We start from the raw sequence: 14,863 nt of genomic DNA, 5'->3' as shown, positions 1-14,863 counted from the left end.
GCTGAGTGGGAAAGAACTTAATCAAATTGGTATAACAATTAACTTGCTGTATATGCGCTGAAATTCAATTGAAAAAGAATATTAATGACTAAGGTTTATAAATAAATTACTATAAAATCAACGAAATAGTTTTACTTAACAAATCTCAATTAATGGCTCGATAACACGATAAGGTATGATCATGAAAAACATATGGACTAATAACGTTTATTCTAAAATTGGCGGGGTATTATTAGCCGGTTTATTTTCAACAATGGCGCATGCGGATTGGTCACTTGATAGTGAACAATCGAATGTGAATTTTATTTCAATAAAAAAGAATACAACTGCTGAAGTGCATCACTTTGAGCAATTAACCGGCTCATTAAACGATAAAAATATCGCGACGGTAGCTATTGATTTAAACAGTGTTTCTACTGCGATTGCAATTCGTGATGAGCGCATGAAAAAAGAGTTATTTGAAACAACTAAGTTTCCTTTAGCTACGATTACTACCGCAATTGATGGCGTAGCGTCATTAACTGTGGGCTCTGTTACGGTTAAATCGGTAGATTTAGCGGTAACATTACACGGGGAAACGCATACTTACCCAGCACAAGTTCAAATAACTAAAGTGGATAACAATACAGTTACCGCGGTAACAACAGCACCAATTATTGTTAATGCAGGTGATTTTAAGTTATTAGCAGGTATTGAAAAATTACGTGAGTTAGCGGGTTTGCCATCTATAGCTACGGCAGTGCCAGTTACCGCTAATTTACTTTTTACGCAGGCGAAGTAAAGTTAGCGTTTAGTAACTTTTAACAATGCAGTAAAAATGAAAATCCGAGTGTTAGGCTCGGATTTTTATTGGTATGTACAAATTATTTTTTCATATCCCAATAAGCGCTCGCATATAATTTTTTTTTATCATAATTACAGTGAGTTTGAAGGTGTTGTTTCAACTGTTTAACAATGCTCATTTCAGTCGCAATAAAAATAGCAGTATGCATTAAATCTTCAGGCTCAGCTGCGAATGCATTTAAAAACTTATCCGTTAGTTTATTTGGAGTAACTAGCCAATTTATTTCAATATCTTTAGGTGCAATAAAGCTTTGTTTATCTAATTCGGTTGGCACTTGTATCCATGCTTTACCTTTAGCCGACGCGGGCAGTTGCTCTAAAGTTGCAGCAATAGCAGGCAGGGCAGTAATATCACCAAAAAATAAATGATTATCTTCCTGTAGGTTTGTATGTTTGGGTTCGCCAGGGCCTGCAATACCAAGCTTATCACCTGGTTTTGCTTGTACGGCCCAGTTAGTGGCTAGACCTTTATGGTCATTTACCGCAAAGTCTAAAGTAAGCTCTAAGCGTTCTTTATTAAATTCTCTAACTGTGTATGAGCGCATCCATTTTTTAAAACCAAAATATAAACCCAACTTAGGTGTTTTATGCGCTGAGTTTGGATCAGGAAAAATAGCTTTTACATGCGCACTTTTTTTATCTTCTGGAAAATCCTTTAGATCATCACCACTTACTATGATTCGTTTCATGTGTGGTGATAACTCAGTAACTGAAGTAACCGTGGTCATTCGCATTTTAGGTCCCATTTGTAACTCCTAGAAATTTATTTAATTATCTTTAATTCAACAGCTTTTATAAGGCTTAATTAACATTAACGAGCAAGAAACTGTTGCAGTTTAGGTTGTAGTATTAAGGTCATTAAACATGAAAAAGCAAGACCGACAGGTAACGCATAGATAAAGCTAGTGCTAACTAAATTAATAAATTGCAGGTGACTTTCATAACCATGATTAACTGTTGTGGTCACTACCGCTAGAATTGATTCCATGACTATAGCCATTAACACACCTTGTAATAGTCGTTTTTGTAAAGAAGTTAAGGAGCCAAAAAACTTATCAATTAACTTTGACATAGCCGTTAAAATTAATACCCCTAATGGCAACATCACCACAAAGGCAAAAGCAAATGACTTTAACCACGCACTGATAAAATCTTGTGCTGGTGTTAAGTTTACATAGGTCATAATACCGGTAATGGTACCTATTAATGTAAGAATGATAGGTAGTACTACCAGTATATTTTTTAATTTTATTTGCATAAGTTAGCCCAATGAATATGGTTGATAATGTCTACTATATTTCTAATGGTTGACATTGTCAACTATATATTTAATAATTTATTGAATAAAATATTTTAATAAGTACGTGCTAATCGATGAACAGGTGGAGTTAAAGATGGAATTAAGTGAAGCGGTATTTAATTTGTTGCATACCGTGCGTAATAATATTACCCAGCAAGTTAAATTATTACCGATAGATTTATCGTTAATGCATTTAAAGTCATTAAAGGTTATTTCAATGATTGAAGGATGTACAGGTCAAAAAATGGCAGAGGTAATGGGGCGAGATAAAGCGCAAATAAATAGATTGATTAAAGAGTTGGTAAGCCAAGACTTGGTCATAAAAACGCATAATGAGCATGACAAACGTAGTCAGATTTTAACTTTGTCACCAAACGGGCAAGACGCGATTAATGCTTTTAATAAAATAGAAAAACAAGTTTTTGAAAGGATGGCAAAAGATATTTCTACTGAAGAAATTAGCCGCTTTATTAATCTCGCAGAAACCTTTAAAAATAATCTTAAATCTTAAATCTTAAATCTTAAATCTTTAAGAATATTCGTTTTCTGAATTTATGTTAAGCGTTGTCTTCGATTATATTTTCTCTGAGATGATACAAAGCATTAAGGCTTCTTTAATGTCATTCTCTTGTTGATTTTGCATACTTTGCTTAAGTTGAGGTGATGTATTTAGCTGGTGAATAATAACTTCAATTCTACTATCTAGCGCACTATGTAAAGTAACCTCTGTTAATATATATTCAATTTTTCCTTCAGTATTTTTTTCAGTATCTCCCGTTGATTTAGCTTTTTCTTCATTAAGGTTATAACCAAAAATACCTTGATCGGTATAAAAAACCGCTTTTAAGCGTTGTGCCTCGATACTTTGTAATAGGTTATATAATTTCTTGTAATTGAATACTGTGGTTTTAGGGAAACACCAACCAATACTTTCAAAAGCTTTATCTTTATTGTCGATGCTATTATTAGTAATGCTATGAGGTTGGGCTACGATATTTGCATTACTGACTTCAATAGTATTTTGGCTAAAGCCTTTGATTAAACCTAATTTTGCAATAGGTTTTGGTATCGCGGCTGATTCGGTGTTTCTTAATAAATGTATCAGCGTTTCAGTAATGGGTGTAGCTAACTTGTCATCACTTTGTTTGGTCGAGCTTAGTAATTCGCCTTGTTGTGCAAACAGTATTTGCGCGTTAGCTTTGCCGTGCTTTTTACTGTATTTATTAAGATTTTCTTTGTCAGCGACCTGATATAGATCAGCCTTATTACCGACAATGACATCGGCAATAGCTATTTGCTGATTGAATATGTCGTGACTTGTGTAGCGCTCATCTGTTAATTGTCTGGCATCAACTAAGGTTAATGTTTTTTGCAAATGCAGTACGTCTTTATAATGTGGAGTAGAGAGCGCTTGTAGAACTTCTTTAGGATGACCAAGTCCTGTAGGTTCTATAAATAAGCGATCAGGTTTAGCGCGTTTTAATAATTGGTTGAGGGTAATTTGCATTGGTACCCCTGCGGTACAGCACATACAGCCGCCAGGTACTTCACTAATAAATACGCCTTGCTCTTCACTGTATTGGCCAGACAACAAGCTACCATCAACGCCAATTTCACCAAATTCGTTTACTAAAACAGCCCAATGTTCATTGCTAGGCTTATTAGCTAATAAGTTGAGAATAGTTGAGGTTTTACCTACTCCTAAAAAACCCGTAATAATATGTGTAGGTATCGCGAGTATTTTCTGGCTTTTATTAGCACTGCTGATGGATGGCATAGAAATAGCTTTATTGTTAGGCGTGAAGAGTTATTCAGCTTGTTTAGCTGCGCAACTGTGGCAAATACAGTTCATTTCTAATTGTGGGCTAACAAGGTGAAAACCAGCGTCTTCAACATTGTTTTTAAGATCACCAATGGTTGCTTTATCAATAGCAATTTCTTTAACATCATTACAGGTCCCACAGATTAAAAATTGTGGAACACCGTGGTCGTGAGCACAAGTAATGTGTGAGCAAGCAATATACTTGTTAGCTAAACTTAATTTGTGCACAAGGTGTTCGGTTTCAAGAAAATCTAATATTCTATAAACCGACATGGCAGGAATTTTCTCACCAAAGTTTTTCTCGAACAGGTCGATTAAATCGTAGGCTGACAGTGCTTTTTGAGATTGAATAAGTGATGATAATACTTGCTTTCTTTTTGGTGTTAAACGCGTGCCGTGTTTTGTACAATATTGTTCGGCATGATTAATAATTTCATCAAGGTTATTCATTGTTATCTCAAACTAATTGGTTGGCTGCAAATTAACTATTATATAGTATCTCACATTGTATTCTAATTATCTTTATTACAAATTAACTAACCTAGTTATGTAAAAAGAGAGACTCCATAAGGTAATATTTGAAGTCTCTCTATGGTTTACTAACTATAAAATACTAAGCTTGGTCAACAAATTAATGAACGTGTCCGTCTTCATCATCGTGACCTTCTTCTGCAATACCTAACCACACTAATGATTTAGGTACAAAGCTTGTCTCAATGTCGCCTTCGATGCTCATGTCAGCTAAACCTATTTGTAGAATATGTTTAGCAATAGGATCAGCGATAAAAACAAAGTCACTGTTTTGTGCAACTGTCATACTAAATGACAAACCGTCAGGCATAGTTGATAAATCTTCTTCTGAAATATCGATGCTGCCTTCTAGTTCCCAATGTGCTTCGCCATCGTGATCATGAGCGCTAAGTACATTTAAGTAACCTGCGTCATCTAACACTAAAAAGTATTCAGCTTCATGCGAAAAACTATAAGATACTGCACTAACACCGTCTGCAAGTTGCCATTCAAGTTTTTCCATTGAAGCTACGCCAGGGTTAACTGCGAATAACATACCCGAAGCAACACCAATCATAGAGTCACTTTCATCATGGCCGTAAAGGCTACCGATACGTGCAGTACCAACTTCATCAATATTGGCGATTTTTTCTGCATGATATTCATCATCATGTGGATGGGCGATTAATACACCATCAGTACATCCAAAGGCTACATATTCATGGTTTTGTGCGGCGCCGTGTAAATCTGGGCAGTTTTCTTCTAAAACGCCTTCTTGTTCATATTCGCCATCGTGTAAATGGAAGATGCCAACTTGATCAGGTAATGTACCATCAGATGTTGTTTCAGCTTCGTCGCGACGAATTGTACTTAATAAGTAATCGCCTTGTATTTTCGCAACACCGTGCATGTTAATGTCGTAATTAAGTTCGCTATTCACACTTCCACTATTAATATCAGCATCGGTTAATACCTGTACTGATGCTGAAACACCCGCATCAGCATTACCGTCGTTAAACACAGTCATGTTACCGTCGTGTTTTACAATATGTGTAGGGCTACTACCATTTAATTCAAAATCAAGCATTACTGGTGCTTCTTCGTAAGGGTGTAAATGATCGCCATGATCTTCTTGGTAAATACCGCTGTCGATAAAACCAACGTAATCATTTGCTCTACTTGCAATAACCGCATAACGATAATCAGCAGAAGCCGTTAAGGTATTGCTGTCGTAGGTTAATGAAAAGGTATCAACTATTTCACCGTCATCTAGGCCGAATAAGATAGTTTCGTCACTGTCAGCAGACAATACCGCTAAGCGACCTTCTAATTCAACAACTTCATGCTCATGATCATCAACAATCTCAGTAAGATCTCCTATCGTACCTTCGGTGTCATTACAACCGGCTAGAAGTAGTGTTGCAACAGATGCTGCAATGAGATTAAATTGAAATGATTTTTTCATTAGTTACTTTCCTTAATAAGAGTATGGGGTAGTAAGTTTTGGGAATCCTTGATTTTAGGTAACGAAGGATCATCTTGAAATTTTAGTTATGATACAACATATCTTTTTGTGGTGAAATAAAATCCGCTAAAAGAATAACAATTAACATTAAAGTAGAATTCTGAAGTTAATACCAAGTCCGTTAACTCACGGCTCGAACTAGTGCGATAATCGCGGTAATTGCCGATAAGGTTAAAATCCACTTTCTAATTAAGTGTGGCTTAATAATATGGTGTGCCTTGGAAGATATATAAAAACCTATTGCTATACCCGGTAAAGCTATGGCTACAGCAATAAAGGTGTTTGAGGTTATTTGTCCTACTAAGGCGAGAGTGGATAAAGCGACTATATTTAAGAATAAGAAAAAAGCGGTAAGATTCGCCTTAATATTTTTAATATCACCATGTTGATAAAGTAGCGCCATTGGCGGCCCGCCAACTGCCGTAATTGTGCCCATTAACCCCGAAGTAAAACCTGCGATAGTATTCGTTTTATTATTTACTTTTGGGATAAAACCTAAAATTGAAATAAATACTGCAAATAATATTAATAAAGCAAATACTAGTTCAAATTGCTCCTTTGAGGTAACTTTAAGTACAAGCCCTGCCGCTAATACTCCGAAAAAACCACCGGTCATTGCCCATGAAACTTGTTTAAATTGCAAGTGTTCTCTATCTCGCATCATCATAACAACGGTTATAATAGTGGAAATTAATATTAATGGTGCGGGGACTAATGTTGGGCTAATTAGAAAAAGTAGTGGAGCGCAAAACATACCCACACCATAACCTATTAACCCCTGTAGTAAACTACCTATTAAGACGATAACATTAATCAAAAGAATGCTAAGTAAGGTGTATTCCATTATTTATGTTGCTGCTTTTGGCTATAACGTTATTGATAGGGGTATTCTAACACTTAACAGTATCTACTGGGTAGGGTAATTACTCTAAATCGATGTCGTATTAATCGTTTCTATTACACAAGGAGAAAACACTGATGATTAAGTCAGTTCTTTCAACATTCACAATAACTACCGCTAGCTTATTACTTATTGGTAAATTATTTATGAGTAGTTTATTGGGTGTGCTAGGTTACGCAGCGGTGCCACTTGCAGAATTATCTTCATTAAAAGCGTCACAGCAAGCAGTAAATAAATTAAAAGCTAATCATCAGTCTAAAAAGACTAAAGCAACTAAAAAATTTGCTAAACGCACAGGTAAAAAAGTAGGAGCTATTGCTCTTTCTGCTGTAACCATTGGTACTGTGGCGGTTGTGGGTACACTCACTTATATTGAACTTAATGAGTATTGCGAACAGAAACGCGAGTTAATTAACGAAGAAAATATTTTATATAATACTAACTTATCGTTTGATTTTAATATATGTATGGAAGAGGCTAAAGCTGACTCTACCCTAATAGCTGACGAGGCTTGGAAAACGGTTAAAGAGTCAAGTGCTGAGGTTGTTGGTGAAATTAATAACTTTTTACAGCCTAGTCGTGAAGAGTTAAGAAAATTATTTGAAAAAATAGATCGTTATTTTGCACAGTAAAGGCGATATTTAGACGGTTTTCTGATTAATTTAAATCGTACTTTATTTTGCATAAACCATATTTTTAAGAAGCCATATTTTGAGTAAAAAAGAGTCTTTATGAACGAACATATTATTATTTTAACAGTCGCATTATTAGTTTTGTTGTACGGTTATATTTCTAAAGCTTTAACCGCAATTAATATTTCAGGACCAATGTTTTTTGCTGGCGTAGGTTTATTTTTATCACCTTTAGGTATTAATTTTAGTGACGTAGATGTTGATGCAGAGTTTGTAACCATTGTAGTTGAAATTGCTTTGGTTCTAGTGCTTTTTAGTGATGCTGCGTTGTTAGATTTAAAATTATTACGTCAATCGTGGAAGTTGCCCACGCGTTTATTGGTGGTTGGTTTACCATTGACAATTATTTTTGGCACTGCTGCTGCTCAGTTTGTTTTCCCAGAAGAGCCTGCCATGTATATGTTACTACTAGCTTTATTATTAACACCTACCGACGCTGCTTTAGGTAAAGCCGTGGTCACAGATATTAAAGTACCGAAAGGAATACGCTCAAGTATTAATGTAGAAAGTGGTCTTAATGACGGTATTATTTTTCCTTTAGTGATCACAGTATTGGTACTGATTGTTAGTGACTTTAATAAAACTGATGCCGGTGACTCTGCTTGGCTTAGCTATGTTTTAAAACAGGTAGGTTTTGGCGCATTGGTTGGCGCAAGTATTGGTTATATTGGCGCTAAAATATCAGTATTTAGTCTTAATAAAAACTGGATGGTAGACAGCTATCAAAACCTCATTCCTATTGCACTCGCTATTTTAGCGTTTTATCTGGCTGAAAACTTTCAAGGTAATGGTTTTATTGCGGCATTTTTTGCGGGGCTCTTGGTGGGTAATACAAGTAACCATGCACGTGATCATATTGAAGATTTCGCCGAAAGTGAGGGTGAGTTATTAGTGTTGATCAGCTTCTTTTTGTTTGGTCTAGCCTTTGTGCCACAAGTCGTTGAATATGTAACTATACAAGTGGTTATATATGCCTTATTAAGCCTAACTGTTGTACGCATGTTACCAGTAATGATATCGTTGATAGGCGCAAAGCTAGACGGTGTTAAATTAGATTTATCAAGTTTAGCGTTTATTGCTTGGTTTGGACCTCGTGGTATTGCGTCTATTTTATACGTACTTATTGTATTACATGAAGTGGGTGAAATTCCTGGATTTGAAACACTATATGCGACGGTAATGATCACTGTATTTATAAGTATTATTGCGCATGGCATAACGGCTCAGCCGTTTGTTAATTGGTATACTAAGAATCACAAGGACAATGAAGAGTAAGTGACAATTAGGGCTTATCTCCCAATGTTTATAAGAAGCTAATAAATGGATGCAGATAGAAAAGCACAAGATCCAACATTAGTTTGTACATGCAGTGACTTGTATCTTTATCAAATTCAACAAGCAATTGTTGAAGGTGAAGACGAGTATAATGAAATCATGCAATACAATGACACTTTACCACGTTGTGGTGAATGCCAAGACCATGTTGATGCCTTAGTAGCAGCAAGTACAATACAGTATAATGATCAGCCGCAGGATAAATAATTCTGTTAATATAATAGCTTAGCAGAGTAATTTCTTCTGTTAATCAAATGGAATCACGATGAAATATAATGTTATAAATGCCATTCAAAAACACTTTTCCTTAAGTGCTGCTATAACAAAAAAAGCGCACAACTCAGGCTTAAAATTAACCAGTTGTATGCTGGCGCTTATCACAACCCATAGTTTTGCGAGTATACCTGCATTTCCTCCAATAATTACACCTGCACCCGTAGCCACAGTTCCAGAAGAAATTATAACTGTTGATTTACCACGGGTTTGGAAGCCAGTTAGTTACAGGGACATATCACATCCTGTTATTGGTAGAAAAGGTATGGTGGTTAGTCAAAAGCGTATTGCCAGTGAAGTAGGAGCCGATATTCTTCGCCAAGGTGGTAATGCGGTTGATGCCGCTGTTGCTGTTGGCTTTACCTTATCTGTTGTTTTACCACGAGCGGGTAATTTAGGCGGCGGTGGTTTTATGTTAGTGCACTTGGCAGACCAAGATAAAACTATTGCGATAGATTACCGAGAGACAGCGCCAGCGTTAGCTTATAAAGATGTATTTCTTGATGAAAATGGTAATCCGGTTATTGATAAATCATTAACAACATTGTCGGCTTCAGGTGTACCGGGTACGGTTGCGGGCTTGCATTATGCTCTTGAAAAATATGGAACTATGTCATGGTCAGAGATAATAAAACCAGCAGAAAAAATCGCCCGTAATGGATTTGTTGTTGATGATGATATGGAGCTTTTATTGAATCGAGAGTTAGATTTATTAGCAAGCAATCCTGAAACATGTAAGGTTTTTTTAAAAGACAATTGCCAAGCTTATCAAGCCGGTGACATGTTAATTCAAACCGACTTGGCTGACTCATTAGCCTATTTACAAAAGCAGGGCGCAGCAGGATTTTATCAAGGTGATATTGCCAAAAAAATGGTTGCGGCAATGGAGCAGGGCGGTGGCCTTATTACTGCAAAAGACTTAACGGATTATAAAGTTAATGAGGTAGCGCCAATTCGAGGCACCTTTAATGGCTTTGAAATTTTAACTATGCCGCCACCAAGCTCAGGTGGTGTTCATCTCATTCAAATGTTAAATATACTGGAAACATTTGATTTAAGTGATATTAAACAAGGCTCTGCGGCCTTAATTCAACTACAAGCTGAAATATTCAAACGTGCTTATGCGGACAGGAGTACTTTCTTGGGTGATCCTGCCTTTGTTGACGTACCAAGCTCAGGTTTAACGAGCAAAGAATACGCGCAAGCGCTTGCTAAAAATATTGGTAGTCACAAAGTAACACCTTCAACAGAAATAAAAGAGGGTGAGCCAAGTAAATATGAAAGCCCTGATACAACTCACTTTTCGGTAATGGATGATGCCGGTAATGTAGTGAGTAATACTTACACCTTAAATCATTATTATGGCAGCGGTATTGTGGTTCCAGGTACCGGAATTTTATTAAACAATACTATGGATGATTTTTCGGTAAAACCAGGTAGCCCTAACAGCTACGGGTTAATTGGTGGTAAAGCCAATAGCATTGAAGCGAACAAGCGTCCATTAAGCTCTATGACACCGACTATTGTTTTAAAAGACGGTGAACCCTATCTTGCCACGGGTACGCCGGGCGGCAGTAAAATAATTACCGCAGTGTTTCAGCAGTTGGTTAATGTTTTATATTACGACATGAATATTTTGGAAGCGACGATAGCACCAAGAGCACATCATCAATGGCAGCCTGATATTTTGTATGTTGAAAGAGATGTACCCGCAGATACGGTCGACTTACTAAAAGCCCGGGGTTACACAGTTAAAAAATCAAGCACCCAAGGTAGTTTACAAAGTATTATGAAATTCAACGGTTTATTCTTAGGCGCGGCAGACCCTCGCAGACCAGGTGCAGCAGCAATTGCGGTAGATGTTCTTGATAAAAAAGCGACTAAATAATACGGTTTTACGTTAAGTGAATAGAGGTTTTTATAGCGTATTGATGACCGATTTACTGAGCATGATAATGCAGTGACAAAGAGATTATTTTATCCCTGTTAATGCCTATTTTATCGCTATACTCTTGCCAATTTTAAATGGTATTATGCGCTATTATTTATCCTTTACATGATCTATACCTGTTACCATTCAAAGTGCTCTGAAACATGCATCTTGAATGATAACGGCTATATAAAAATGTTAGTTTTATCCGCTAAGGCAGAATGTAATTGAGCTTAGTACAAGTACTTGATTCTGGTGATGACACCGCGCTGTTTGAATCGATATCCGATGATATTATTGAAAAGGGCTATAGTATTCGTCCTTATGCTTTACCTGAGAATTTAGCGTTACTGTTATCACAACATATCCTTGAGCTATCTAGCGAAAAATTTAAACGTGCTGGTGTAGGTCGTAGTAAAGATCTGGTTGTTAACGATTTTATTCGGACTGATGAGATCAGTTGGATAACATACCAAGGAGCGGCGAGTTGCGCATGGATTGACTGGGCCGACTCGTTACGAGTTTATTTAAATAAACACCTGTTCTTAGGCTTATTTTCTTTTGAAAGTCATTTTGCTCATTATGCTAAAGGTGATTTTTATAAAACCCATAAAGATGCATTTAAAGGTGAAGACAATCGCATTTTATCGGTTGTGGTATATCTGAATCAAAATTGGGTGCCGTCTGATGGTGGTGAGTTAGTGATTTATGATAAAAACCTACCGGCTTCAGCGGTGATTGATAATAGAAAAGTCACGGTTGTTCCTAATTTTGGCACGATAGTGGTTTTTTTAAGCGAAGAGTTTCCTCATGAGGTATTACCAGCAAAGCGTGACCGATATTCTATTGCGGGCTGGTTCCGTTTAAATAATAGTATTGCTAATAATATTGATCCTCCGCGTTAGTTTCCACCGAGTTAGCTCAAGCAGCAATGAAGACATTAAATGAATGTATTGAACCAGTAAATACATCTATCTTTTTAAGTAAATAATAAGTGAGTGTCATTAGTGGCTAAACTGCCTCCGAAACTTCACAATATCAGCGAGCTTTATGATATTAATCAAAAAATTGCGCCGTTAAAAGACTTAGCAGACCGAGAGCGTCGATCTATTTATGGCTTAACGGGTATGGTTTATACTCCGCATATTGATGAGTATATGCAGATGAGTGTAAAAAAAGCGGAGATACTTGCTTGCTTAAAAAAACAAGGTTTGTTGGCTTTGTCACAAGTTGAAGTGATCAGCATCGCTTTAGATTTTCTCCATAAACGAGCCAAAAATAATACTATTGTCGAGTATAACGGTAATAGTTATCAGCGCCGATTTTCACCGTTAAAATTAAGTAAGTCAGGTAAAGTGGTGCGAACTTGGGCAAGGTATTGGTTATTACAATCGCCTAACGGTAAAGCGGATCCAATTTGGGAAGCGGAAGTCAGAGAAATTTGGCCAACTTACTTTTTAATTCATATAACCGATATCTAAATTGAATTTTTGAATATACTTTTTAACTCGTCATTATCTGATTAAAGTATTGTCGAGTAAATTCGAGAAAAGTAGATAATCGCTTTGACTGATGAATAAGTTGTGGGTGTATGATATAAATCATTGATCCTTTTGGCATTTTATCTTCAAATATCGGTTGTAGCTTACCTAAGACTATTTCTCGATCAACTAAATATTTAGCTACTCTAATAATCCCTTTATCGCTTAGCGCGAGTTCTTTTAGCATATTATTATCATTAACTTCTAACCATCCTTGTGTTGGAATATCACCTTGCTGAAAAGCCCATGTTGGCTGTTCATCACCTTTTAAACATTGATGATTTATTAAATCTGTCGGTGACTTTGGTATTCCATTTTGCAAAAAATATGTCGGTGAAGCGCAGCAACAATGCTGATAAGACATTAATAGCTTAGCTATCATATTCTGCGGAGGCTCATTCGTGGCTCGAAAAGCTAAATCAAAATCACTTCTGTTTAAATCAAATCGGGTGTAACTGCAGTTAATCGAGAACTCAATAGCAGGATGAATTTGCTTGAACTTTGAAAAAATATCAAATAAATACCGTTCTGCAAAACCTGCAGGCGCAGTGATTTTTATCCTGCCTTTTATTTTATTTACTTCCTGTTCGGCGCTTCTTTCTAATTCGAGCAAATCATGACGGATTTTATTCATGCCGTTAAGTACGCTCTCACCTTCAGGTGTTAAGCGGACACTTCTTGTTGATCGAATCAATAATGCCATTTGCATATCTTTCTCTAAACGTCTGATTTGACTGGAAAGGTGTCCACGTGAGATGTTCAACTTTTCTGCCGCAACGGTAAAGCTTAAATGCTCAGCCACTTCACTAAATAGCATTAAACGTTCAAGTTTTTTATGTTCTTTCATCATTAAACTTATTCCATAGAGACTTAATTTTTAAGCGAAACCATTGTGTAGCGACTCGCTGAATGAGTTGTAGTCAGGCAGTAAAAATAGGTATTGTATTTTATACTAAACAATGATTATTTTTTTGTCATATTTTAATTGCTAATGTTTTGTTGAAGAATAGCATCCAGAGAAACATTTATTAAACCGAGCGCAGGTTAAATATACCGCATAAATAAAAAGGACAAGATTAATGAGTGATAACAAATACCCGCTAAGCAAAATGATCAACAATAATAGTTCGCTTGTTTTTGGTTGTATGGGCTTAGGCGGCACTTGGGATAACAACCCAATTACCGCAGCGCAAATACAACAGGCGCATGATGTGGTTGATACCGCTCTTGATGCCAATATTACCTTGTTTGATCACGCAGATATTTATAATTTAGGTAAAGCTGAGCAAGTGTTTGGAGAGGTGTTAAAAGCACGTCCAGAACTACGTGACTTAATTGCTATTCAATCAAAATGTGGTATTCGCTTTGCGGATAGCGAAAATCCACAGCGTTACGATAGCTCCCCTGAGTGGATCACCCATTCAGTTGAAAATAGCTTATCTCGATTAAACATCGAACAATTAGATATTCTTATGCTACACAGACCCGATCCATTGATGGAACCGGAGTTAATCGCAGAAGCCTTTGACAGCTTAATTGCCAGTGGCAAGGTGAAAAGTTTTGGTGTTTCTAACATGCAGCAGCATCAAATGGCCTATTTATCATCAGCATTATCTCAGCCACTAGTGGTTAACCAAGTTGAATTAAGTTTAAGCCATTTAGCTTGGTTAGAAGAGGGCGTAACCTCAGGTAATTCGGGGGAACCAGTGGTTAATTATGGCGCAGGAACACTAGAGTATTGCCGCCAGAATAACATTCAACTGCAATCCTGGGGCTGCTTAAGTCAGGGGATATTTACAGGGCGTGATATTTCGCAACAAGCGTTACCTGTGCAAAGAACAGCGGAGTTAGTCGGTAAATTAGCGGCTGAATACCAAGTTAGCAAAGAAGCGATAGTGTTAGCTTGGTTAAAGCGTCACCCTGCTAATATTCAACCTGTGATTGGTACAACGAATGTTGAGCGTATAAAAGCCTGTGCAGAGGTTGATAATCTTACCTTAACTAGAGAACATTGGTATGCGTTATGGTTGAGTGCTAGAGGGCATGCTTTACCGTAACAAATCGCTATTAAGCTTTTGTATACTATGATTACAACAAATAATCCTAAGCAGTACTCGGTAGGATTATTTGTTTTATACCAATCTGATTAAATTTCTTCCCAACTCAGAGCTATGTTCGATGTGCAATAACA

The 14,863-nt window shown here is 36.7% G+C and carries 16 protein-coding genes; 9 read left to right on the top strand and 7 right to left on the bottom strand.

Annotated elements, in window-relative coordinates; translation table 11 throughout:
- Positions 1-181: 181 nt before the first annotated feature.
- Positions 182-781, top strand: coding sequence for a YceI family protein (locus KO502_RS15995; protein WP_216023573.1), 600 nt, complete (start codon positions 182-184; stop codon positions 779-781).
- Positions 782-863: 82 nt separating this feature from the next.
- Here the strand turns inward: KO502_RS15995 and KO502_RS15990 are convergent, their stop codons facing one another.
- Positions 864-1,589, bottom strand: coding sequence for a siderophore-interacting protein (locus tag KO502_RS15990; protein WP_216023572.1), 726 nt, complete (start codon positions 1,587-1,589; stop codon positions 864-866).
- Positions 1,590-1,654: 65 nt separating this feature from the next.
- Positions 1,655-2,101, bottom strand: a complete 447-nt coding sequence (locus KO502_RS15985) for a DUF2798 domain-containing protein (RefSeq protein WP_216023571.1) — start codon at positions 2,099-2,101, stop codon at positions 1,655-1,657.
- 136 nt (positions 2,102-2,237) lie between these two features.
- On the opposite strand from KO502_RS15985, the gene KO502_RS15980 reads away from it, so the two are divergent.
- Positions 2,238-2,654 carry a MarR family transcriptional regulator gene (locus KO502_RS15980; RefSeq protein ID WP_216023570.1) on the top strand — a complete coding sequence of 139 codons (417 nt, stop codon included), beginning with the start codon at positions 2,238-2,240 and terminating at the stop codon, positions 2,652-2,654.
- Between the two features lie 63 nt (positions 2,655-2,717).
- Here KO502_RS15980 and KO502_RS15975 read toward each other — a convergent pair whose 3' ends face one another.
- The 4 genes from KO502_RS15975 to KO502_RS15960 all read right to left on the bottom strand — a co-directional run bounded on the left by KO502_RS15975 (position 2,718) and on the right by KO502_RS15960 (position 6,844).
- Entirely contained in the window at positions 2,718-3,920 is a 1,203-nt protein-coding gene (locus KO502_RS15975; protein WP_216023569.1) for a GTP-binding protein, read from the bottom strand.
- A 30-nt stretch (positions 3,921-3,950) separates the two neighbouring features.
- Positions 3,951-4,415: a transcriptional repressor gene (locus KO502_RS15970; protein ID WP_216023568.1), complete on the bottom strand. Its 465-nt coding sequence runs from the start codon at positions 4,413-4,415 to the stop codon at positions 3,951-3,953.
- A 181-nt stretch (positions 4,416-4,596) separates the two neighbouring features.
- Positions 4,597-5,940 carry a 5-methyltetrahydrofolate--homocysteine methyltransferase gene (locus KO502_RS15965; RefSeq protein WP_216023567.1) on the bottom strand — a complete coding sequence of 448 codons (1,344 nt, stop codon included), beginning with the start codon at positions 5,938-5,940 and terminating at the stop codon, positions 4,597-4,599.
- A gap of 181 nt (positions 5,941-6,121) precedes the next feature.
- Positions 6,122-6,844: a sulfite exporter TauE/SafE family protein gene (locus KO502_RS15960; protein WP_216023566.1), complete on the bottom strand. Its 723-nt coding sequence runs from the start codon at positions 6,842-6,844 to the stop codon at positions 6,122-6,124.
- Between the two features lie 134 nt (positions 6,845-6,978).
- Between KO502_RS15960 and KO502_RS15955 the strand changes: the two genes are divergently transcribed.
- The 6 genes from KO502_RS15955 (at position 6,979) to KO502_RS15930 (ending at position 12,612) form a co-directional block, all read left to right on the top strand.
- Positions 6,979-7,533, top strand: coding sequence for a hypothetical protein (locus KO502_RS15955; RefSeq protein WP_216023565.1), 555 nt, complete (start codon positions 6,979-6,981; stop codon positions 7,531-7,533).
- A gap of 99 nt (positions 7,534-7,632) precedes the next feature.
- Positions 7,633-8,868, top strand: coding sequence for a cation:proton antiporter (locus tag KO502_RS15950; RefSeq protein WP_216023564.1), 1,236 nt, complete (start codon positions 7,633-7,635; stop codon positions 8,866-8,868).
- 45 nt (positions 8,869-8,913) lie between these two features.
- Positions 8,914-9,135 (top strand): (2Fe-2S)-binding protein, encoded by a 222-nt coding sequence (locus KO502_RS15945; RefSeq protein WP_216023563.1) that lies wholly within the window; start codon positions 8,914-8,916, stop codon positions 9,133-9,135.
- A 58-nt stretch (positions 9,136-9,193) separates the two neighbouring features.
- Positions 9,194-11,089 (top strand): gamma-glutamyltransferase, encoded by a 1,896-nt coding sequence (gene ggt / locus KO502_RS15940; RefSeq protein WP_216023562.1) that lies wholly within the window; start codon positions 9,194-9,196, stop codon positions 11,087-11,089.
- 269 nt (positions 11,090-11,358) lie between these two features.
- Positions 11,359-12,036 carry a 2OG-Fe(II) oxygenase gene (locus KO502_RS15935; RefSeq protein WP_216023561.1) on the top strand — a complete coding sequence of 226 codons (678 nt, stop codon included), beginning with the start codon at positions 11,359-11,361 and terminating at the stop codon, positions 12,034-12,036.
- Between the two features lie 102 nt (positions 12,037-12,138).
- Positions 12,139-12,612 carry a hypothetical protein gene (locus KO502_RS15930; protein ID WP_216023560.1) on the top strand — a complete coding sequence of 158 codons (474 nt, stop codon included), beginning with the start codon at positions 12,139-12,141 and terminating at the stop codon, positions 12,610-12,612.
- A 22-nt stretch (positions 12,613-12,634) separates the two neighbouring features.
- Here KO502_RS15930 and KO502_RS15925 read toward each other — a convergent pair whose 3' ends face one another.
- Positions 12,635-13,522, bottom strand: coding sequence for a LysR family transcriptional regulator (locus KO502_RS15925; RefSeq protein ID WP_216023559.1), 888 nt, complete (start codon positions 13,520-13,522; stop codon positions 12,635-12,637).
- A gap of 229 nt (positions 13,523-13,751) precedes the next feature.
- Between KO502_RS15925 and KO502_RS15920 the strand changes: the two genes are divergently transcribed.
- Positions 13,752-14,729, top strand: a complete 978-nt coding sequence (locus KO502_RS15920; RefSeq protein WP_216023558.1) for an aldo/keto reductase — start codon at positions 13,752-13,754, stop codon at positions 14,727-14,729.
- Positions 14,730-14,863: the final 134 nt, after the last annotated feature.

This window comes from Colwellia sp. E2M01, assembly GCF_018860585.1.
GTDB lineage: Bacteria > Pseudomonadota > Gammaproteobacteria > Enterobacterales > Alteromonadaceae > Colwellia.
Note: the sequence above shows the minus strand (reverse complement) of the source record. Positions and strands in the feature narration are given on the sequence as shown.

Bases quoted from the DNA above. Each gene is read 5' to 3' on its own strand.
- KO502_RS15995 (WP_216023573.1), top strand. From the start codon at position 182: ATGAAAAACATATGGACTAATAACGTTTATTCTAAAATTGGCGGGGTA.
- KO502_RS15990 (WP_216023572.1), bottom strand. From the start codon at position 1,589: ATGGGACCTAAAATGCGAATGACCACGGTTACTTCAGTTACTGAGTTA.
- KO502_RS15985 (WP_216023571.1), bottom strand. From the start codon at position 2,101: ATGCAAATAAAATTAAAAAATATACTGGTAGTACTACCTATCATTCTT.
- KO502_RS15980 (WP_216023570.1), top strand. From the start codon at position 2,238: ATGGAATTAAGTGAAGCGGTATTTAATTTGTTGCATACCGTGCGTAAT.
- KO502_RS15975 (WP_216023569.1), bottom strand. From the start codon at position 3,920: ATGCCATCCATCAGCAGTGCTAATAAAAGCCAGAAAATACTCGCGATA.
- KO502_RS15970 (WP_216023568.1), bottom strand. From the start codon at position 4,415: ATGAATAACCTTGATGAAATTATTAATCATGCCGAACAATATTGTACA.
- KO502_RS15965 (WP_216023567.1), bottom strand. From the start codon at position 5,940: ATGAAAAAATCATTTCAATTTAATCTCATTGCAGCATCTGTTGCAACA.
- KO502_RS15960 (WP_216023566.1), bottom strand. From the start codon at position 6,844: ATGGAATACACCTTACTTAGCATTCTTTTGATTAATGTTATCGTCTTA.
- KO502_RS15955 (WP_216023565.1), top strand. From the start codon at position 6,979: ATGATTAAGTCAGTTCTTTCAACATTCACAATAACTACCGCTAGCTTA.
- KO502_RS15950 (WP_216023564.1), top strand. From the start codon at position 7,633: ATGAACGAACATATTATTATTTTAACAGTCGCATTATTAGTTTTGTTG.
- KO502_RS15945 (WP_216023563.1), top strand. From the start codon at position 8,914: ATGGATGCAGATAGAAAAGCACAAGATCCAACATTAGTTTGTACATGC.
- ggt (WP_216023562.1), top strand. From the start codon at position 9,194: ATGAAATATAATGTTATAAATGCCATTCAAAAACACTTTTCCTTAAGT.
- KO502_RS15925 (WP_216023559.1), bottom strand. From the start codon at position 13,522: ATGATGAAAGAACATAAAAAACTTGAACGTTTAATGCTATTTAGTGAA.
- KO502_RS15920 (WP_216023558.1), top strand. From the start codon at position 13,752: ATGAGTGATAACAAATACCCGCTAAGCAAAATGATCAACAATAATAGT.